General features: G+C 70.0%; 20 protein-coding genes. 7 read left to right on the top strand and 13 right to left on the bottom strand.

The annotated features are described in order from the left end of the window. Nucleotides 1-4: 4 nt before the first annotated feature. Complete coding sequence (locus IEZ09_RS11395) at nucleotides 5-436, bottom strand: DUF3592 domain-containing protein (RefSeq protein ID WP_189253603.1); 432 nt, start codon at nucleotides 434-436, stop codon at nucleotides 5-7. A 78-nt stretch (nucleotides 437-514) separates the two neighbouring features. On the opposite strand from IEZ09_RS11395, the gene IEZ09_RS11390 reads away from it, so the two are divergent. Beyond that, the gene (locus IEZ09_RS11390; protein ID WP_189253602.1) at nucleotides 515-1,747 is read left to right on the top strand and encodes an isochorismate synthase; all 1,233 of its coding nucleotides are present in this window, start codon (nucleotides 515-517) and stop codon (nucleotides 1,745-1,747) included. A 51-nt stretch (nucleotides 1,748-1,798) separates the two neighbouring features. Here IEZ09_RS11390 and IEZ09_RS11385 read toward each other — a convergent pair whose 3' ends face one another. Together IEZ09_RS11385 and menD are read right to left on the bottom strand one after the other, a co-directional pair. After that, the gene (locus tag IEZ09_RS11385) at nucleotides 1,799-3,319 is read right to left on the bottom strand and encodes a M1 family metallopeptidase (RefSeq protein ID WP_189253601.1); all 1,521 of its coding nucleotides are present in this window, start codon (nucleotides 3,317-3,319) and stop codon (nucleotides 1,799-1,801) included. A 54-nt stretch (nucleotides 3,320-3,373) separates the two neighbouring features. Further along, a complete protein-coding gene (menD, locus tag IEZ09_RS11380) occupies nucleotides 3,374-4,945 on the bottom strand; it encodes a 2-succinyl-5-enolpyruvyl-6-hydroxy-3-cyclohexene-1-carboxylic-acid synthase (protein ID WP_189253600.1) in 1,572 nt (523 codons plus the stop codon). A 19-nt stretch (nucleotides 4,946-4,964) separates the two neighbouring features. Here menD and IEZ09_RS11375 point away from each other — a divergent pair, with 19 nt between their 5' ends. The 4 genes from IEZ09_RS11375 (at nucleotide 4,965) to IEZ09_RS11360 (ending at nucleotide 8,994) form a co-directional block, all read left to right on the top strand. Continuing rightward, the gene (locus IEZ09_RS11375) at nucleotides 4,965-5,867 is read left to right on the top strand and encodes a 1,4-dihydroxy-2-naphthoyl-CoA synthase (RefSeq protein WP_370467696.1); all 903 of its coding nucleotides are present in this window, start codon (nucleotides 4,965-4,967) and stop codon (nucleotides 5,865-5,867) included. Nucleotides 5,868-5,876: 9 nt separating this feature from the next. After that, on the top strand, nucleotides 5,877-6,908 hold the full coding sequence (menE, locus tag IEZ09_RS11370; RefSeq protein WP_189253598.1) for an o-succinylbenzoate--CoA ligase: 1,032 nt from the start codon (nucleotides 5,877-5,879) through the stop codon (nucleotides 6,906-6,908). Between the two features lie 75 nt (nucleotides 6,909-6,983). Further along, nucleotides 6,984-8,075: a DUF8814 domain-containing protein gene (locus tag IEZ09_RS11365; RefSeq protein WP_189253597.1), complete on the top strand. Its 1,092-nt coding sequence runs from the start codon at nucleotides 6,984-6,986 to the stop codon at nucleotides 8,073-8,075. Between the two features lie 46 nt (nucleotides 8,076-8,121). Further along, nucleotides 8,122-8,994 carry a 1,4-dihydroxy-2-naphthoate polyprenyltransferase gene (locus IEZ09_RS11360; protein WP_189253596.1) on the top strand — a complete coding sequence of 291 codons (873 nt, stop codon included), beginning with the start codon at nucleotides 8,122-8,124 and terminating at the stop codon, nucleotides 8,992-8,994. A 6-nt stretch (nucleotides 8,995-9,000) separates the two neighbouring features. On the opposite strand, the gene IEZ09_RS11355 is transcribed toward IEZ09_RS11360, so the two are convergent. The 9 genes from IEZ09_RS11355 to IEZ09_RS11315 are packed head-to-tail and all read right to left on the bottom strand — an operon-like array spanning nucleotide 9,001 to nucleotide 16,732. Next, a complete protein-coding gene (locus IEZ09_RS11355; RefSeq protein ID WP_189253595.1) occupies nucleotides 9,001-9,402 on the bottom strand; it encodes a hypothetical protein in 402 nt (133 codons plus the stop codon). Next, nucleotides 9,402-9,851 (bottom strand): hypothetical protein, encoded by a 450-nt coding sequence (locus IEZ09_RS11350; RefSeq protein WP_189253594.1) that lies wholly within the window; start codon nucleotides 9,849-9,851, stop codon nucleotides 9,402-9,404. Before IEZ09_RS11350 ends, IEZ09_RS11355 begins: the two co-directional genes overlap by 1 nt. Beyond that, the gene (locus tag IEZ09_RS11345) at nucleotides 9,851-10,822 is read right to left on the bottom strand and encodes a hypothetical protein (RefSeq protein ID WP_189253593.1); all 972 of its coding nucleotides are present in this window, start codon (nucleotides 10,820-10,822) and stop codon (nucleotides 9,851-9,853) included. Before IEZ09_RS11345 ends, IEZ09_RS11350 begins: the two co-directional genes overlap by 1 nt. Then, a complete protein-coding gene (locus tag IEZ09_RS11340; RefSeq protein WP_189253592.1) occupies nucleotides 10,819-11,238 on the bottom strand; it encodes a hypothetical protein in 420 nt (139 codons plus the stop codon). Before IEZ09_RS11340 ends, IEZ09_RS11345 begins: the two co-directional genes overlap by 4 nt. Beyond that, nucleotides 11,214-14,522 carry a hypothetical protein gene (locus IEZ09_RS11335; RefSeq protein WP_189253591.1) on the bottom strand — a complete coding sequence of 1,103 codons (3,309 nt, stop codon included), beginning with the start codon at nucleotides 14,520-14,522 and terminating at the stop codon, nucleotides 11,214-11,216. The genes IEZ09_RS11340 and IEZ09_RS11335 overlap by 25 nt, the downstream gene beginning before the upstream one ends. After that, a complete protein-coding gene (locus IEZ09_RS11330; protein WP_189253590.1) occupies nucleotides 14,519-14,824 on the bottom strand; it encodes a hypothetical protein in 306 nt (101 codons plus the stop codon). The genes IEZ09_RS11335 and IEZ09_RS11330 overlap by 4 nt, the downstream gene beginning before the upstream one ends. A 54-nt stretch (nucleotides 14,825-14,878) precedes the next feature. Next, on the bottom strand, nucleotides 14,879-15,967 hold the full coding sequence (gene cds1, locus IEZ09_RS11325) for an L-cysteine desulfhydrase Cds1 (RefSeq protein WP_229812453.1): 1,089 nt from the start codon (nucleotides 15,965-15,967) through the stop codon (nucleotides 14,879-14,881). A gap of 26 nt (nucleotides 15,968-15,993) precedes the next feature. Continuing rightward, on the bottom strand, nucleotides 15,994-16,263 hold the full coding sequence (locus IEZ09_RS11320) for a DUF4229 domain-containing protein (RefSeq protein WP_229812452.1): 270 nt from the start codon (nucleotides 16,261-16,263) through the stop codon (nucleotides 15,994-15,996). Nucleotides 16,264-16,267: 4 nt separating this feature from the next. Next, nucleotides 16,268-16,732: an Lrp/AsnC family transcriptional regulator gene (locus IEZ09_RS11315; RefSeq protein WP_189253589.1), complete on the bottom strand. Its 465-nt coding sequence runs from the start codon at nucleotides 16,730-16,732 to the stop codon at nucleotides 16,268-16,270. A gap of 162 nt (nucleotides 16,733-16,894) precedes the next feature. Here IEZ09_RS11315 and IEZ09_RS11310 point away from each other — a divergent pair, with 162 nt between their 5' ends. Both IEZ09_RS11310 and IEZ09_RS11305 read left to right on the top strand, forming a co-directional pair. Beyond that, the gene (locus tag IEZ09_RS11310) at nucleotides 16,895-17,101 is read left to right on the top strand and encodes a BldC family transcriptional regulator (RefSeq protein ID WP_030473853.1); all 207 of its coding nucleotides are present in this window, start codon (nucleotides 16,895-16,897) and stop codon (nucleotides 17,099-17,101) included. 57 nt (nucleotides 17,102-17,158) lie between these two features. After that, nucleotides 17,159-17,326: a hypothetical protein gene (locus IEZ09_RS11305; protein ID WP_086667950.1), complete on the top strand. Its 168-nt coding sequence runs from the start codon at nucleotides 17,159-17,161 to the stop codon at nucleotides 17,324-17,326. A 54-nt stretch (nucleotides 17,327-17,380) separates the two neighbouring features. Here the strand turns inward: IEZ09_RS11305 and IEZ09_RS11300 are convergent, their stop codons facing one another. Beyond that, a complete protein-coding gene (locus IEZ09_RS11300) occupies nucleotides 17,381-18,742 on the bottom strand; it encodes a MinD/ParA family ATP-binding protein (RefSeq protein ID WP_189253588.1) in 1,362 nt (453 codons plus the stop codon). Between the last annotated feature and the right edge of the window lie 55 nt (nucleotides 18,743-18,797).

Below are 18,797 nucleotides of genomic sequence, written 5' to 3'. Positions count from 1 at the left end.
GATGTTACACCTGAGTGCCGAATCTGCGTAGAACTGTCACAACCGCGGCGATGACGATCCAGACGGCCACGAGGAACGTCCCCACGGGCAACAGGCTCAGGACGGCGCTGCGCCCTGCCACCCGCGTGAGTTCCGGGTTCGTCTGGTCGTACTCGACCCGCACGTTGTCGCCGACGTTGAGACCGGACGGGTACAGCACGCCCTGCGACGGGATGAACACCCGACCGTCCGGTGTGGCGTAGCGCACAACCGTCCTGTTGAAAGCGACGGAGTCGACCTGCGCGACCGCCTGCCCCATGTGCCGCTCAATCGCCACGTCGTCGCGCCAGCAGGCGATGGGCAGCAGCACGCACACGAGCGTGACCACCCCACCGACGACGAGCAGAACACGACTGACCGCACGGCGGACGCGTACGCCGAGCGGCGGCTTGGTCACTGCGTCCTCCACCACAACTGAGAAGTCTAGAGCCGGGCGGATGCCGCGCTTTCAGGTTGAGGTCCATACAGTCGGAGCGTGACCTCAGCACCGACATCGCGAGCAGGGCAGCGGATCCGCGTCCGGTCGAGGCGGGACACCGCCGGTGACCTGCTCGGACTGCTGCCAGACCCGGAGCACGCGCTCGCCTGGGTGCGCGACGGGTCCGGCCTGGTCGGCTGGGGCGAGGCAGCACGGCTCGAGGTCAGCGGCCCAGACCGGTTCGCGCAGGCCGACAAGTGGTGGCGGGAGTTCTGCGCGCACCTGGACGTAGACGACGAACTGGGCGTTCCGGGCAGCGGCCCGGTCGCGTTCATCTCGATGGCCTTCGCGGACTCGCCGGGCGACTCGGTGCTGATCGTCCCCGAGGTCGTGGTCGGCCGCCGCAACGGCCAGCAGTGGATCACCACGATCGGCGCGGGGGACACCGATCCCGAGATCGCGCCCTTGTCACGCCCCTCGACCGTCCGGTACGCGAACGGCCAGCTGCCGGTCACGCAGTACCGCGAGGCGGTCCGCGAGGCCGTGGCGCGCATGCGGGGCGGCGAACTGGACAAGGTGGTGCTCGCGCACGACCTGGTGGCCGTGACGGACAAGCGCCTCGACCAGCGGTTCGTGCTGCAGGGCCTGGCCCGGCGCTACCCGGAGTGCTGGGCGTACGCGGTGGACGGCCTGGTGGGCGCCACGCCCGAACTGCTGCTGCGTCGCACCGGCGCGGTCGTCGACTCGCGTGTGCTGGCCGGCACGACCTGGCCGCACGACGGCGTGTCGGACGAAGAGCTCGCGTCGGCGTTGATGGCGTCGGAGAAGAACCTCGAAGAGCACGACTACGCGATCACTTCTCTCGCGGAGACGTTGCGTCCCTTCTGCACAACGATGTCAGTCGAGGGACCTTCGGTTCTGCGGCTGCCCAACGTGTCGCACCTGTCCAGCGACGTGATCGGCACCCTCGAGTCGTCGGTGTCGTTGCTGCACCTCGGCTCGGCCGTGCATCCCACGGCCGCGGTTGGTGGGACGCCACGGCTGGACGCGACTACGTTGATCGGTCAGCTGGAGGGGATGGACCGCGGGCGGTACGCGGGGCCCGTGGGGTGGATCGACGGGAACGGTGACGGCGAGCTCGGGATCGCGTTGCGGTGTGCGCAGATCAGCGGCTCGACGGCGCGGTTGTTCGCCGGGTGCGGGCTGGTCGCGGACTCCGATCCGGACATCGAGGTGCAGGAGGCGCACGCCAAGATGCGGCCGATGCGGGAGGCGTTGGAAGGCCTCTGAACGGAACAAGGGGCCTTCCACCCGGAAGGCCCCTTGTCGCAAACGTGTCAGTTACTTGTGCGCGTCCAGCAGCTCGTGCGTCAGCTGGATCTTGGCGCGCGACTTCGGCTCAGCCGCCTTGGCCGGAGCCGAGTCGACCGACAGCGTCCTGGCCGCCGCGTCCGCCGTGCGGCCGGGCGCCTGGGCCGGCTTGCCCTTGGTGAAGAGCCACGTCTGGAACAGCTCGTCGAGCTGCTGACCAGACACCCGCTCCGCCACCGCGATGAACTCCTCGATGGTGGCGTCGGAGTACTTCTTCTCCGCCGTCCACGTCTTCAGGATCTGGAAGAACTTCTCGTCGCCGACGGCCGCGCGCAGGGCGTGGACGGCGAGCGCGCCGCGGTCGTAGACGGCGCCGTCGAACACCGCGCCGGCACCGGGGTCGCCGGGCAGGACGTCCCAGAACGGGCTGTCGGCCGGGTACAGGTCGTAGGTGAAGTCGGAGTTCTCCTGCGCCGTGCCCTCACCGATGTGCTCTGACCAGAGCCACTCCATGTAGGAGGCGAAGCCCTCGTTCAGCCAGATGTCGCGCCAGTGGTGCACCGACACCGAGTCGCCGAACCACTGGTGGCCCAGTTCGTGGGCGACCACGTAGGTGTTGGCGCCGCGGCGGAAGAAGGCCGTGTCGTAGACCGGGCGGGTCTGGTTCTCCAGCGCGTAGCCCAGGTTCGGGGTGGCGACGCCGCCCTGCGCCTCGAACGGGTACGGGCCGACGTTCTCGGCCAGGAACTCGATGACCTCGGGCGTGCGCTCGAGGCTCGCCTTGGCGGCGTCGGCGTTCTCGCCGAGGCGCTCGGAGTAGGCGTTGACGTACGGCTGGCCGGACGGCGTGGTCGTCTGGCGGATCTCGAACTGGCCGATCGTCAGGAACGTCAGGTAGGTCGCCTGCGGCTTGGTGCTGCGCCAGTTCCAGCGGGTCCAGCCGTTGATCTGGCGGGTCTGGCCCACGAAGGTGCCGTTCGAGATCGCCTCGACGCCGTTCGGGACGGCGACGTTGACGTCGAAGGTGGCCTTGTCGGTCGGGTGGTCGTTCGACGGGAACCACCAGGAGGCGATCTCCGGCTCACCGATGGCCAGGGCGCCGTCGGGGGTCTTGGTCCACGCCGTGAAGCCGTTGCGGTCCTTCACGGTGGACGGGGTGTCGGCGTAGGTGACGACGATGGTCAGGTCCTGGCCCTTGCGCACGCCGCCGCGCGGGGTGAGGGTCAGCTCGCCGTCGTCGGACACGAACGAGGCCGGCGCGTTGTTCACCCTGACCGACTTCACCTTGAGCAGGAAGTCCAGGTTGAACTGCGTGAGGTCCTCGGTGGCCTTGGCGAGGATCGTCGTGGTGCCGGACAGCTGGTCGCCGTTCGGGTTGTAGTTGAGCCTGATGTCGTAGTGGGAGACGTCGTATCCGCCGTTGCCGTACTTCGGGAAGTACGGGTCACCGGCGCCGGGTGCTCCGGGAGACGCCGCGAGCGCCGTCCCCGCGAAAAGGGTCATGGCGGCCGCGGACGCGACCGCGGCCGTCGCCTTGGATCTGATCGACATGCGCGGGACGCTATCCAGACGCCGAGGTGGGAACCACCGACTTACGTAGGTTTCCTACCTGCTGAAAATGATTGACACCGTCGACTTGAGACGTTGGTGCAGCGCGCGCAGTCCCGCTCGTTTTGCCTGCACTTCCACCACTCGGAGGCCCTTCGGCCGCGCAAGTGCGCTACGGAACTCCTCCTGTCCGTCCACTGTGGAGTGTGGAATTCGGTAGCCCGCGCACAAAGCGGTCAGATCAGTCCCGTGCGGAGTGCCGAATATCCTTTCGAAACTGCCGCCGTACTCCGGTGCGCCTTGTTCCAGCAACGAAAAGATCCCACCGCCGTCGTCGTTGAGCACGACGATCGTGAGGTCCGGGCGGTGGTCGGCCAGCAGGCCGTTGATGTCGTGCAGGAACGTCAGGTCGCCCATCAGCGCGTATGAAGGACCCTGATGGTTCACGGCGAGACCGACGGCCGTGGACACGCTTCCGTCGATGCCCGCGGCGCCCCGGTTGGCGTGCACGGTGATGTCCGGGCGGCGTTCGCCCACGAAGTCCACGTCGCGAATCGGGTTCGACGAACCGACGAACAGCAACGACCCCGACGGCATCGCCTGGGTGAGGTCACGCGCGACGTGCAGGCCGGTCGGCCACGGCTCGGCGTCCAGCAGGTCGTCGACGGCGGCGCTCACGTTCTTCACCGCGCTCTGCCACGCCTGCGTCCACTCGCCGTCGACCGAGACCGGTTCGGGCAGCCAGGTCGACGCGCGGGTGGCGGTGAACTGCACGTCCGCCCACTGCGCCTGGTCACCGACGGCGTGCACGGTCCGCGCGTTCTTCAACAGCGTCTGCTGGCCACGAGAGAGGGTCACGCGCCCGACGACGAGCACCGCGTCCGGTTGGAGGTGCTCCGGCAGTCCCGCGTTGAGCAGCAACGAGCCGTGCCGCAGCCCGCCCGGCGCGGTCGGTTCCGCGATCACCGGCCAGCCGAGCTCCGACGCCCTGCGCAGCCGCTCCGGGTGGTCGTCGCCGAGCAGCACCAGCGTGCGGGACGGCAGGTCCGACGGTCTGGTCTCGACGGTGAACGTGCGGTCCGTCACCGTCCACGGCGAGCGGTCGGTGGACGGCCATGAGGCGTCATCAGGCGTGAGCGGCGGTCGGAACGGCACGTTGACGTGCGTCGGGCCGGGAGTGGCGATCGCGCGGCAGATCAACGAGCGCGTGGTCGGCTCGTCGGCGCCCTCCGGCATGTGCAGGGTGGGGAGGCCGAGGACGTCGTACTGGTTGATCGTCTGGCTCGCGCCGGTGCGGTAGAGGTCGACCGGGCGGTCGGCGGTGAGCGCGATCAACGGCACACCGGTCAGCTGCGCCTCGATCACCGCGGGGTGCAGGTTCGCCACGGCCGTGCCGCTCGTGCAAGTGACGACGGCGGGCGTGCCCGTCTTGGCCAGTCCGAGCGCGAGGAACCCCGCTGTGCGCTCGTCGATCCGCACGTGCAGCGTGAGCAGGCCTTTCTGTTCGGCCTGATGCAGTGCGAACGACAGCGGGGCGTTGCGCGAACCGGGGCACAGCACGGCGTGGCGCACGCCGTTGCGGACCAGTTCGTCGACGATCACCCTCGCCTGCGCCGTGGACGGATTCATGCGCCTAGAGTCTCAGACCGTGGCAGATCAGGAGCTCTTCGACCCGTCGCTGTGGAAGCCCGTCGAGGGCTTCGACTTCACCGACATCACCTACCACCGCGCCGTCGACCAGGGCACGGTCCGCATCGCGTTCAACCGCCCCGAGGTGCGCAACGCGTTCCGGCCACACACCGTGGACGAGCTGTACCGCGCGCTCGACCACGCGCGGATGTCGTCCGACGTCGGCTGCGTGCTGCTGACCGGCAACGGCCCCAGCCCCAAGGACGGCGTCTGGGCCTTCTGCAGTGGCGGTGACCAGCGCATTCGCGGGCGCAGCGGCTACCAGTACGCGTCCGGCGAGACGGCCGACACGGTGGACCCGGCGCGCGCGGGACGGCTGCACATCCTGGAGTGCCAGCGCCTGATCAGGTTCATGCCGAAGGTCGTCATCGCGGTCGTGAACGGCTGGGCCGCCGGCGGTGGCCACAGCCTGCACGTGGTGTGCGATCTCACCCTCGCGAGCGAGGAGCACGCGAAGTTCAAGCAGACCGACGCGGACGTCGGCTCGTTCGACGGCGGCTACGGCTCGGCGTACCTCGCCCGGCAGGTCGGCCAGAAGTTCGCGCGCGAGATCTTCTTCCTCGGCCGCACGTACTCGGCAGAGGACATGCACAAGATGGGCGCGGTCAACGCCGTCGTGCCGCACGCCGAGCTGGAGACCACGGCGCTGCAGTGGGCCCGTGAGATCAACGGGAAGTCGCCGACCGCCCAGCGGATGCTCAAGTACGCGTTCAACCTGATCGATGACGGTCTGGTGGGACAGCAGCTGTTCGCCGGTGAGACGACCCGGCTCGCGTACATGACCGACGAGGCCGTCGAGGGCCGCGACGCCTTCCTGGAGAAGCGCGACCCGGACTGGTCGAACTACCCGTACTACTTCTGAGCAGCCGACATGCTCGACGAACTGCGCGCGGCGCTCACCGGCGGTGAGCCACTGGTGGACGGCCCGCTCGACGGCTGGGAGAAGCGGGCCGTGCTCGGCGTGCCCACCTCCGGGTCGACGGGCGAGCCGAAGACCGTGCTGCTCGACGCCGCCGCGCTGACGACGTCCGCGGAGGCGACCCACGAGCGGCTCGGCGGGCCCGGCACGTGGCTGCTGGCTCTGCCCACCGGCCACATCGCCGGCATCCAGGTGCTGGTGCGGTCGATCGTGGCCGGCACCACGCCCGGCGTGCTCGACATGTCGAAGGGCTTCCGCGCCATGGGGTTCGCGCAGGCCGCCCGGCCGGTCCTCGCCCAGCCGGGACGCCACTACACGGCGCTGGTACCGACGCAGCTCTCCCGGCTCGTCGCGGGCGAGGGGCCGGGACTGTGGGCGCTGCGGCAGTTCGACGGCGTGCTGATCGGCGGGGCCGCCACCCCGCCGAAGCTCCTCCAGCAGGCACGCGCGCTCGGCGTTCAGGTCGTCACCACGTACGGCATGAGCGAGACGGCCGGTGGGTGTGTGTACGACGGCGAACCGCTGCGGGACGTCCGGGTGCGCACCGACGACGTGATCGAGATCAGCGGTCCCGTGCTGGCGCTGGGATACCGGGGCAGCCCCGACCCGTTCGGCGAGTGGTTCCGCACGGGTGATCTCGGGCGGCTGCGCGACGGGCGGCTGGAGGTCCTCGGGCGCGCGGACGACGTGATCGTCACGGGCGGCGAGAAGGTGCCGCCGGTGCTGGTGGAACGGGCTCTGGCGACCGTTGAGGGAGTGCTGGAGGCGTGCGTCGCCGGCGTGCCGGACGACGAGTGGGGCCAGATCGTGGCCGCGGCCGTCGTCGCGCGCGGCGACGAGCCGTCCCTCGACGAGCTGAAGGCCGCGGTCCTGGAGGCCGTGGGCCGGGCGGCGGTGCCGAAGCTGGTGCGGTTCGTCTCGGAACTGCCCCTGCGCGGACCGGGAAAGGTCGACCGAACGGCCGTCGCCGACTCTTTTAGGTGAACCTTTACCGCTGAGGACAACTCTCGCCGCGACGCGCACGGACCCAGCCGTGCGCGCTGGCGATGGGGGTTTCTCATGCGCTACCTGTTACCGCTGGTCGTCGGCTCCGCCTTGGTGGTCGGACTCGCGTCCCCCGCCCAGGCGGCCGGCAACGAGTGGTCAGCCGACCTCAACTACAAGCTCGTCTCGTGGGGCGGTTCCCCGCGGATGGGCCTGATCGAGCTGGAACCGCACAGACTCGCTCAGCCCGCCAACAAGGTCACGGCGGCGGTGACCGGTGATGGCGTCGTGGACGTGCGCGGTCTGCGTCCGGACGGTCAGTGGACCGAGTGGCTGGAGGCGCCGGCCACGTTGCCGGTGACCACCTCCACCGTCCAGACGCGCGTTGTTCTCAGCAGTGGCAAAGCATCACGCGTGAAGCTGACGGCCACCCAGGCGCCGGCAGCCGCTTCGGAAGACGTTTCCGTTGCTGCCGCTGGACGTTCGTACCGCGTCTACGCGACGCGCGAGGGTCTCGTCGGCGGCACGACGGCGAACGGCCACACGATCCGTTCGCGCGACCACTTCGTCGCGCTGCCGTCGCGGCGTGGCTTGGCGCCCAACAACTCCGGCACCTACAGCGTGCAGATCTGCGCGTCGAACGGGCGTTGCGAGTGGGCGCCGGTGTGGGACGTCGGCCCGTGGAACACCAAGGACGACTACTGGAACCCGTCCTCCACGCGGGAGATGTGGAAGGACCTGCCGCAGGGCAAGCCCGAGGCGCAGGCCGCCTACCAGGACAACTACAACGGCGGTAAGGACCAGTTCGGCCGCGAGGTGGCGAACCCGGCCGGCATCGACCTGGCCGACGGCACGTTCTGGGACGGCCTCAAGCTCACCACGAACTCGTGGGTGACCGTGACGTACCTGTGGACCGGCTCCGGTCCTGTCGGGACGGTCCGCACGTCCGCGGCGAACGGCACGGTGAACGTGCGCAGCGGCGCGAACTCCGACACGGCACAGGTGGGCCTGGCCGCGAACCACGCCCAGGTGAGGGTCACCTGCCAGCTCACCGGCGAGTCCGTCACCGGAACCCAGGGCACGTCGAACATCTGGTACCGGATCGCGTCGGGCAAGCACATCGCCAAGGCCTATGTGGCGGGCGTCTCCGGAGCGACTAGCTGCTGATACACCCGTTGGCGGGTCCTCAGTAGCCATAGCGGAGGATGGAGGCATGGCCTCAGTCGTCCAGTGGATCCAGGGGACCCGCCCGCGCACCCTGCCGAACTCGATCGCGCCCGTGATCGTGGGAGCGGCGGCGGCACACCACATCGACGAGTTCAACGTGCTCTACACGGTGCTGGCGCTCGTCGTCTCGGTGGCACTGCAGATCGGCGTGAACTACGCCAACGACTACTCCGACGGCATCCGCGGCACCGACGACAACCGCGTGGGGCCGTTCCGCCTCACCGGTTCCGGTGCCGCCGAGCCCGCGAAGGTGCGGCTGGCCGCGTTCATCTCGCTCGGCATCGGTGCGCTGGCCGGCATCGCGCTGGTGGCGCTGTCCGGGCACTGGTGGATGATCGCGTTCGGCGCCGTGTGCATTGCCGGAGCGTGGTTCTACACGGGCGGCAAGCGTCCGTACGGCTACGCGGGGCTCGGCGAGATCGCGGTGTTCCTGTTCTTCGGACCGGCCGCGGTGCTCGGCACGCTGTACGTGCAGACCGGCGAGATCACCGGGATCGGCATCGGCGCGTCCATCGCGATGGGGTCGATCTCGGCCGCCGTGCTGGTGGCGAACAACCTGCGGGACATCCCGACGGACGCGGTGTCGGGCAAGCGAACCCTGGCCGTCGTGCTGGGTGACAAGGACACCCGCAGGCTGTACCTCGCGCTGGTGGCTGTGCCGTTCCTGATCGCGCTCGGCATGACCGTGCGGGTGCCCTTCGCGTTGCTCGGGTTCCTCGCGGCGCCGGTGTTGCTGCCCGCGGTGCGCCGGGTGGCGGCCGGGCGCGGCGGCCGCGACCTGATCCCGGTGCTGCAGTTCACCGGGTTCGCGATGCTGGCCTGGGCTCTGCTGGTCAGCGCCGGGTTGTTCCTCGACTGACGGGCGTCACCACGCGTCCTCGGTGAACTGGGTCGGCTCGTCCTCGTCCCGCCGCGCGGGCCTGCGCGGCGGAGGAGGCGGTGCCGTCTCGCCCTTGATCAGCTCGTCCAGCGTCGCGCGGTCGGCTTCGAGTGCCTGGCGCACAAGGGGATCGTGGCCGGCCTCGCCGGTGAGGACCTGACGCCAGCTGAGCCCGGCACCGCGGGCGATGCGGTCGGCCAGCTGGCGCATCGCCGGTGACGCGTCGCTCGACCTGGCGAACTGCATCACCCTGCGGATGTCCTCAGTGGACGGCTCCTTGCCCCGGATGCTCTGCTGGGCGGACCGCATCGCGCGGTCCGCCTCGGCAACGGCGCTCGTCAGGAAGTCCTCTGCCGCGAGGATGTCCGGTGTCCGCCAGGCCGTCATCACCACTTGTCCTCCGCGAAGATGTCCGGGTCGTTCTCGTCGCCGTCGTCACCCCGGCCTCTGCGCGGACCCTGCGCGTTCATGATCTCGTCGGCCGTCATGCCCTCCTGCAGCATCTGGAACGCCTGCTTCATCTTCTTGACGTTCTCCTGCTGCATGGCCTGCACGTCGGGATCCCCGGCCGCCTTGCCGGAGACGACGTCCTCCCACGTGAACTCGCCCGCGTCGACCTTGCGCTTCAACGCTTTGAGCTGCTCCGGCGCGTCCCGCTCCTGCGCGGCCCGCTCCACCTGCTGCGCGATCGCCTTGAAGTCGACGGGCGGGATCGGCGGCAGCGGCGTGTCCTTGAGCCGGTTGGCCAGGTCCTGCGCCTCCTTGAAGCGCGCGTCGACCTGCGCCTCTGCCGCCCGCAGCTCGGGCGACTTCCAGCTGTCGTTGGGGGTGGTCATCAGTTCTCGCTCCCGAAAAGGCCTCGCCGGATCGCCCTGACCTCGTCGCGGACGTCACCGAGCTCGCCGCGTCCGACGACCGCGCGCCACTGCCGGAAGTCCACTTCGGTCAGTCCGAGCTGCTGCGCCACCTCGTAGTTCTCGCCGAGGAAGTGCAGGACCGCCTGGTCGCCCTGAATACCGATGATCTCGAACTCCGCGCCGCGGAACGTGCAGAGCTTGCGAAGGTACGCGAGCTCCTCCACCGCGGCGTCGGGGACCTCCAGGACGCCCTCGGTGAAGTCCTCCGGTGCCGGCTGACCGGCGAGCGGGTGCAGCGTCAGGACACCGGGCCGCGGGCCGAAGTCGACGTCGAAGCTCTGGCCGCGGTAGTTCGCGACCAGTCCACGCCGGACGGTCGGCCGCAGCGCGACCGGGGCCTGCCAGTACCTCCCCGGCCCGAAGCCGACGTCGCCGATCGGGTACCAGCCGATCTGGCGGTTGATGTACTTGCCCACGGCCTTGCTGTCCCCGTTCGGCTCGAACCGCCACAGCTCGGTGCCGGCGGGCAGCTCGGTCAGCTCCATGACGTACTCGGGGATCGGCTGGGCGCTGGGCGTGTACCCGGTGCCGGTGAACGGCACGGGGTAGACGCGGGTGGTGCCCATCTTCTGCGCGCCCTCGAGCGTGGGGCCGCCGAAGCTGGTGTCGAAGAGCGCCGTGGTGTGCGCCAGGAACCGCAGCACGTACTGCGACCCCTTCGGCCAGCCCTCGACCTTGTCCACGCCGAACACTTCGGCGAACTGGTCGGCGGTGCCCTGCGGGAAGTCCTGACCGCGCGTCACGAACCCGGCGGTGCGGTGCGGTTCGAACCGGCCGGGAACCACGACGTTGCCCAGGTGGAGCTGCGCGACAGCGGGGTGCACGATCTTCTGCAGGATCGTCTCCGGCCCGATGCCGGCCGCCTTCTGCACGGCCTGTGGGGTGCTCATCCCGGGTTCTTCTCCTTCCACCGCGCCAGGTAGTCGGTGCGGTCGACCTGCACGTCCTCGAGCTCGTCGGCGTCGAGGATCTTGTGGAAGCCGTTGTAGGGGTCGCCTTCCAGCCCGTTGTCCTCGGCCCAGACCTGCGACGGCCCGACGTAGTCGGCGCCCATCGTGCCGTCGCGGTTCGGATGCACGACAAACGGCTGGCCATGCCACTTGGCCGTCATCTCGTCGCGGTACCACGCGTCGAGCTCCGCGATCGGCACCTGCTTGAGGCGCAGCTCCTGCCGGTGCTCGAAGCCCTCGTCGGTCGAGTAGGTCTCACCGGGGATCTTGACGATCCAGATCCTGTCCCCCTCGACCGTGCCCGCGTAGTAGACCTCGCCCCGGTACTCGATCACTTCACGGGTGTGGGTGACCACGCCGACTCATCCTCCTTGAGCTGGTACCAGCCGAGCCCCTTCTCGTACACGGCGTGCAGGCGCTCCTTGCCGTCCCGAACCTCCCAGATCTCCGCGCGGTCCGGCAGGTCGGCGGGCTTGGCGACCCACTCCGGCACACCGCCACCGGTCGACCCGGTACCGGTGAACGGGTCCCGCCCCCGCTTCGGCTCGGCGGCACCACCGGCGTCCGCCATCTGCTTGGCAGCCGCGTCGTAGTGCGCCTTCTCCTGCTGGCTCTGGTACTCGCGGTGCTCCTGGCCGGGCGTCGGCGGCTGGCTGAAGTCGCGATCCGACTTCTCCGGACCACCGTAGGGGATGGTCGCGGTCCTGGCCTGGTCGTCGGTCATGTGGTAGCGGAGCTGCATCGCGGAGTCGGCCTTGTCCTTGATCGGCGTCCAGCCCTCGCCCTTGTCGTCCAGCGCCAGGCCCTCCCGCAGCCCCATCGGTGTGTTGATGTCGTGGACGTCCTCGGCCCTGGCGATGCTGCCGGCCACCGTCCCCTGCCGGCGCGCGGCCTCCGAGGTGGGGTCCTCGTGGGTCTTGAGGTAGCCGTCGACCGCGTTCTGGTGCAGCACCTTGGTGACGAGGTCGCCGGAGCCCACCTTGATCTGGTTGCGGACGTCGGCCACGTGCTGGGCCTCGCTGGGGCTGAGCTCGGTGGACAGCTTCTTGCTCAGCTCGACGTACCGCTCGCGCTCGGCCTCGGTCGGCAGGATCTGCTCGAGCTGGTGCTTGTAGCCGTCGCCCGACGCCGCCATGGCCGCGTGGTCGAAGGCCGGGGTGAGGTCGTGGCCCTTCGGCGAGCGGGGCGTGTCGTCGCCGCCGTTGCCGTCGCCGCCTTGGCCGTCGTGGCCGCTGGGCGCGTCGGAGTCGTGCTTCGGGTCCGTGTCGTGCTCGGTGGGGTGGTCGGCCGGGGTGGTGTCCGGGTGGTCGTCGTGCGGCTTGGTGCCGTCGGCGTCGCTGGTGTCGGTGTCGTGGGCCTTGTCGTCGTGACCCGTGCCGTCGTGAGGCTTGTCGTCGCCGTGGGGCTTGTCGTCGCCGTGGGGCTTGTCGTCCGCGTCGTGCGGCTTGGTGCCGTCCGGTGCGTCGTGCGGCTTGGTGTCCGTCGCGCCGTTGGGTGTGGTGTCGTGCGGCCGTGTTTCGGTCGACGTGGAGCCCTCGTGGGGACGCGGCGTGGACGGGTCGTGCGGTGCCGAGCCGCCTGAACCGTTGGGCGTCGAGTGGTCGCCCGTGCTCGGGCTCGGGTGTCCGGGCGGCGACGGCAAACCACCGCCGCTGCTCGGGCTCTCGTGTCCAGGAGGCGAAGGCAAGCCGCCGCCCGCGCTCGGGCTCGGGTGCCCAGGAGGCGACGGCAGGCCGCCACCCGCGCTCGGGCTCGGGTGTCCAGGGGGCGAGGGAAGACCGCCGCCAGAACTCGGCGTCGGGTGTCCGGGCGGCGACGGCAAACCACCGCCGCTGCTCGGGCTCTCGTGTCCGGGAGGCGACGGCAAGGTGCCACCGGAGTTCGGGGTCGCATGTCCGGGCGGGGTCGGGAGGCCGCTGCCCGTGCCTGAGGGCGCGGGAGCCGTCGCCGTGCCCGAGCTCGCACTCGGGTGGCCGGGAGGAGTGGGCAGGCCGCCCGAACCACCCGGCGTCGGGTGGGCGCCCGAGTTCGGAGGCGTGGGCAGGCCGCTGCCTGAGCCGGAACCCGGCGTCGCGTGCGATCCGGCGGTGCCCGGCGTCGGATGCGAACCCGCAGAACCCGGCGTCGGGTGCGAACCGGCGGCGCCTGGTGTCGGGTGCGAACCCGACGAACCCGGTGTCGGGTGCGAACCCGCCGTGCCCGGCGCCGAGCCCGAACCCGTGCCGGACGGCGGCGTGGGCAGGCCACCTGGGCGGGAACCCGCGCCGGAGCCGGGAGGCGTCGGAAGGCCGGTGTGTCCGGGAGGCGTCGGGAGGCCGCTCGCCGGTGGCTTGACCTGGCCTGACGGCGTGCCGGAGCCGGAGGTGGGCCAGGCCGAGCCCGCGGACGAGCCCGGCCGCGAGCCGGAGCTGCGGGTGGAGTCACCGCCGCCGCCACCGGCCATCGGGGGTGCGCCCATCGGCATCGCGCCGCCGACCGGGGTCGCGTGCTGCGCCGGTGGGGCGGCTGCCGGGGCCGCGCCTGCGGTGTGCGTGGTGTCCGGGCGAGGCGGTGGGGCGCCGTGGCCGCCGGTCGGCACGCCGCCTGGACCGCCGTGACCGCCACCCGTGGGCACACCACCAGAGCCGCCGGAACCGGAGCCGAGCGTGGGCGGTGCGGACACCGAGGGGCCCGCGGCGGTGGCGGTGTGGGTGGCGGGCGCGTCGGGGCCGCCGTGCACGGGCGGCGGGGCGGAGACCGGGGCGCCGCCGGGTGCCACGGCGGTGACGGCGGCCGGTTTGGTGCCGTCGGCGCCGCCTGGCGGGGTGTAGACCTCGCGGACGTGGGAGCCGATGTCGCGGCCTCGGTCCGCGATTTCGGTCGCCGAGTCCTTGATGGACGTCATGTCGTCGTGGATGTCGTTGACCGCGTTGCGGACGTCGCGGCCCGCTTCCGCCACCTCCTGGGTGGCGTTCATGGCCTCGGCCAGCGAGTCGGCGTCCTTCAGCTTGCCGATGGCCGAGAAGACGCGGCCCACGGCGTCGAACAGGGCCTTCACGTCCGAGATGAGCTTCTGGACCGTGTCGATGATGTCCATGACGCGGCGGTAGATCTGGTACGCGTTCCAGACCATCTCGGCGGCCTTGATCCAGCCGGCCAGGGGGATCCAGACGGTGGCCGCGGCCTCGAGCAGCTTGTTGACCAGGTAGTCGAGCAACCGCGCGGCCTGCTTGCCCAGGGCCTCTGCGCCGGACGCGACGGTGTCGAAGCCCTTGGCGATGAGCTGGGCGACGCCCATCTCGGCGAACAGGGCGGCCTTCCAGCCCAGGGCGATGTAGCGCTCGTGGGCTTTGGCCGCGTCGCCGTCCCAGTGGTCGCGCACCTTGCCGACGGCGTCGGTCAGGTTGTACGAGACGTCGTTCATCGCGTTGCCGACCATGCGCCACGCATCGCCGTCGGCGCGGATCTTCGACCAGTCGCCGGTGATCGGCGTGATGATCGTGGCGACCAGCGACTCGCCGGTCACGGCCTCGAAGACCCAGTTCACCGCCTGGACGCCCCAGCCCTGGTCGGCCAGGACGTCGTTCAGCGAGGCTCTGTCGATCTCGGGCTGCTTCAGCGACGCCGCGACCGGGCGCGGGTCGTGGTACGCGGTCGTCACTTCAGGATCCCCTCGAACATCGTCATCTGGGCCCTGTCGACGGCCTCGTAGACCTGCGCCGTCGCGTCCACCGCCGACGCCGCGCCCTCCAGCTTCGACTTGCCGAAGTCGAGCGTCTCGTCGAACAGCGCGCGCACGACGTCCACGCCCGGTTGCAGCAACGCCAGCAGGCCCGTGAAGCCCGCCTTGTCGCACGCCGTGGCGTGGACGTACTTGCGGATCGTCTCGAACTCCTGCGCCTCCGTGCGCAGATACTCGGCGTATGCGCGCAGCTCAGCTGCGTCGGTGGACAGCGACGACACGGGTCCCCCCTGCGGACTCGAGTGCTCAGGTCACGCTGTGACGCACAACTCTCGTCACCAGTTCCCCGTGCGGTGGAAGTTGTTCAGGCGTTCCAGGCACGGGTCGAGGTCCATGCCTTGTGCGGATACCCATGAGTCGTCGTAGTAGGTGTTCGCGTAACGCTCGCCACCGTCACAAAGCAGAGTCACCACGCTTCCGCGCGTGCGAGACTGCCGCATCTCGGCGACGATCTGGAACGCTCCCCAGAGATTTGTTCCGGTCGAACCACCGACCCGCCGCCCGAGCAGCTCCTCCACGTACCGGATGGTCGCCACGGACGCCGCGTCCGGCACCTTGATCATGCGGTCGATCACCTGGCCGACGAACGACGGCTCCACCCGCGGACGGCCGATGCCCTCGATCCGCGAGCCGCGCGTGCCGACCAGCTCCGGCGCGCTGTCCCGCCACGCGTCGAAGAACACCGAGAACTCGGGGTCCACGACGGCCAGGCGCGTGGTCAGCTTCTGGTAGTGGATGTACCGGCCGATCGTGGCCGACGTGCCGCCCGTGCCCGCCCCGACGACGATCCAGTCCGGCTCCGGCGACGGCTCCAGCTTCATCTGGTCGAAGATCGACTCGGCGATGTTGTTGTTGCCACGCCAGTCCGTCGCGCGCTCGGCGTGCGTGAACTGGTCCATGAAGTGGCCGCCGAGCTCACTCGCCAGCCGCCGCGACTCGTCGTAGATCGCCGACGGCTCGTCGACGAAGTGGCACTTCCCGCCCTGCCGCTCGATCAGCGCGACCTTCTCGGCCGAGGTCGAGCGGGGCATCACGGCGATGAACGGCAGCCCCAGCAGCCGCGCGAAGTACGCCTCGGAGACCGCCGTCGACCCGGACGACGCCTCGATCACGGGCGTGCCGCCGGTGATCCAGCCGTTGCAGATCGCGTAGAGGAACAGCGACCGCGCCAGCCGGTGCTTCAACGAGCCGGTGGGGTGGGTCGACTCGTCCTTCAGGTAGAGGTCGATGCCCCAGTCGAGCGGCAGCGGATAGCGCAGCAGGTGGGTGTCCGCGCTGCGGTTCGCGTCCGCCTCGATGATCCCGACGGCCTCGCACACCCAGTGCCTGGTCCTGCTGCAACAACGGTCAACGGAGGTACTCACAGCGGCACGATAACCGCGCAGACGTCCTACGCCTGGGTGAGAGGACCTTCGTCACCACGCAGTTCGGCGCGCAGCTTGTCCCGCTCCGCCTGCCGCGCGGCCTGACGCTCGTTCAGGCCGACCGCCACGCGCTGGCGCAGCCCCTTGAAGATGAACAGCGAGGCAGGCAGCGCCACGACCACGCCGACGGCCAGCGCGGGCAGCAGCGGAACCTTGAACAGCATGAGCGCGCCCGTCACCACCGCGACGAGACCGAGGCGGGCGAGAACGTAAAGCGTCACATCTCGAGCGAGCACCCGTTCAGGTTACGTCGCCCTCTTCGTCACCGGTGTTCGGCCGCCCCTCGAAGCGCGTGGACAGCACCACGGTCGTGCGCGTGCGGGCCACACCGGGGATGCGCCGCAGCCGCCCGAGAGAGCGCTCCAGGTCGTCCACCGTGGCCACGCGGACCTTCACGATGAACGACTCGTCGCCCGCCACCCGGTAGCAGGACTCGACCTCGATGAGCTCGCTCAGCGCGTCCGCGACCTCGTTGTCGTCCGCGACGTCGGTGGGATGAATGCCGATCAGCGCGGTCACGCCCAGGCCGACCGCGCTGGGATCGACGACCGCGTGATACCCGACGATCACGCCGCTGGACTCGAGCTTGCCGACGCGTTCGTGCACGGCGGAGGCGGACAGGCCGACCTGCCTGCCGAGCTCGGCGTACGTGGCCCGGCCGTTGGCGCGCAGTGCGGCGATGATCTGGCGATCAAGAGCATCCACCCGCGACACCCTATGCCCACGGTGTGCTCCGGGGTCGTCCCGGTCACATGTCCGGTTCGCCCCCTGCGTCCCTTACTACCTCTTTACCAAAAAACAAGCGTTCGAGTACCTGATGGGTCAAGTGCCACGATCAGACCGGAACGTCTGATCTGAGGAGGACGAGTGACTGCAGCCACCGAGCGGCTCTTGACGCCTGGGGAAGTCGCCAATCTGTTCCGGGTCGACCCGAAGACCGTGACCCGATGGGCCACCGCAGGTCGCATCGGTTCGATTCGCACCCCTGGAGGACATCGCAGGTTCCGTGAGACCGAGGTGAAGGCTCTGCTGTCGGAGCTCACCACCGAGGCGACTGAACCCGTCCGCCACTGAAACCGTAGTTATCCCTGGGCCGCGGGTAATCTCGTGGCAAAGGGAGGTGGCGACCAGATGATCTACCTGCTGGCGGTGATCGGTGCGCTCACCGTGGCTGTGCTGGTGTGGCGAGCCTTCGCCCCGCAGCATTCGGAGTACACCCCGGGCCGCAAAGTGATCGCACCCGACGACGACCCGGAGTTCCTGCGCAAGCTCGACGAGCAGCGCAAACGCGACGAGTGAACGAAAAAGGGGCCCTGTCCCCAGGGCCCCTTTCGTCGTGTCAGAACCACCCGGTCACGCGTTGGGGAAGTCGTCCGCGACCACCGCGCCGAGTTCCAGCAGCGCCAGCCGGGTCTCCGGTGCGAGCCGGTCCAGCGCGATCTCCGCGCCTTCTTCGAGGTGCTCGTCGAACGGCAGGCGGACGACGGCCCGGCACCGCTGCTGGAAGTGCGCGGCGAGCTTGTCGAGGTCGACCTTGCCCGACTTCGGGCGCACCGAGTTGATCACGCAGACGGACTTCGCGACCAGGTCGCGGTAGCCGTGCGCCTCCAGCCAGTCCAGCGTCGCCGCCGAGGTCTGCGCGCCGTCGACCGAGCCGGACGACACCAGCACGAGCTGGTCGGCCTCGTCCAGCACGCCCTTCATCGCGGAGTGCATCAGGCCGGTGCCGCAGTCGGTGAGCACGATGTTGTAGAAGTGCTCGAGCAGCGCCACCGTGCGCCGGTAGTCGTCCTCGCTGAACGCCTCCGACACGGCCGGGTCCTGCTCGGACGCCAGCACCTCCAGGCGCGCGGGCGACTGCGAGGTGTACGCGCGCACGTCGCTGTAGCGGGTGATCCGCGAGGCGTCGCGCAGCAGGTGCCGGACGGTCGCCGTGGTCTCCCGCGGGATCTTCAACGCCAGCGTGCCGCGGTCGGGGTTCGCGTCGACCGCGATCACCCTGTCGCCGCGCAGCGACGAGAACGTCGAGCCCAGCGTGGTCGTCGTCGTGGTCTTGCCGACGCCGCCCTTGAGCGACAGCATCGCGATCTTGTAGCAGCCGCGCAGCGGCTGGTTGATCCGCGCGATCAGCTCACGGCGGCGGATGTCGGCGGGGCTCTCACCGAGGTTGACCACACCACCGGTCACCGCGTGCAGCGACTTGCGCCAGCCGGACGCCGGCGGGCGCTTCTCCTTCTTGATCAGCTGCTGCGACGAGACTTCCTGCGCCTGCGAGCGGTACGGCTGCTGCGGGAAGTTGTTCGGGAACTGCGAACCCGCGAACTGGCCGTACTGGGCCGTGCTCTGCGGCAGGTGGTGAGGTCCGGACTGCCCGCCACCGACCGAATGAGCACCCGATTGGCCGCCGCCCACCTGGTACGGGCCGGAGCCGTCCACCGAGTACGCGCCGGACTGCGAACCGGGCACCGGGTAGGGACCGGAGGCGTTGCCGGGCACCGGGTACGGACCGGACGCGCTGCCGGGCACCTGGTAGGGGCCTGAGGCGTTGCCGGGGACCTGATACGGGTCCCCCTGGGGGCCGCCCACGCTGTACGGACCTGATTGACCGCCGCTGACGTGCTGCGGACCGGACTGCTGCGGGTCGAGGTAGGCCGTCTGCGAGTCGACGTACTGCGGGCCGGAGCCCTGTTCCTCACCCGGTGGTTGCCAGTTCACCGCTGTGGCCCTCCCTGAGCAAGGAGGATCGAGACCTCCCCGACCCCCAGGTTGC

This window comes from Lentzea flava, from assembly GCF_014648475.1.
Classification (GTDB): domain Bacteria; phylum Actinomycetota; class Actinomycetes; order Mycobacteriales; family Pseudonocardiaceae; genus Lentzea; species Lentzea flava.
The sequence above is the reverse complement of the archived record's forward strand: the minus strand, read 5'-3'. Positions and strand labels throughout refer to the sequence as shown.

Coding starts and splice junctions, on each gene's coding strand:
- IEZ09_RS11365 (WP_189253597.1), top strand. CDS start 6,984: ATGCGCTACCTGTTACCGCTGGTCGTCGGCTCCGCCTTGGTGGTCGGA.
- menD (WP_189253600.1), bottom strand. CDS start 4,945: ATGAATCCGTCCACGGCGCAGGCGAGGGTGATCGTCGACGAACTGGTC.
- IEZ09_RS11305 (WP_086667950.1), top strand. CDS start 17,159: ATGATCTACCTGCTGGCGGTGATCGGTGCGCTCACCGTGGCTGTGCTG.
- IEZ09_RS11345 (WP_189253593.1), bottom strand. CDS start 10,822: ATGAGCACCCCACAGGCCGTGCAGAAGGCGGCCGGCATCGGGCCGGAG.
- IEZ09_RS11355 (WP_189253595.1), bottom strand. CDS start 9,402: ATGACGGCCTGGCGGACACCGGACATCCTCGCGGCAGAGGACTTCCTG.
- IEZ09_RS11360 (WP_189253596.1), top strand. CDS start 8,122: ATGGCCTCAGTCGTCCAGTGGATCCAGGGGACCCGCCCGCGCACCCTG.
- menE (WP_189253598.1), top strand. CDS start 5,877: ATGCTCGACGAACTGCGCGCGGCGCTCACCGGCGGTGAGCCACTGGTG.
- IEZ09_RS11350 (WP_189253594.1), bottom strand. CDS start 9,851: ATGACCACCCCCAACGACAGCTGGAAGTCGCCCGAGCTGCGGGCGGCA.
- IEZ09_RS11385 (WP_189253601.1), bottom strand. CDS start 3,319: ATGTCGATCAGATCCAAGGCGACGGCCGCGGTCGCGTCCGCGGCCGCC.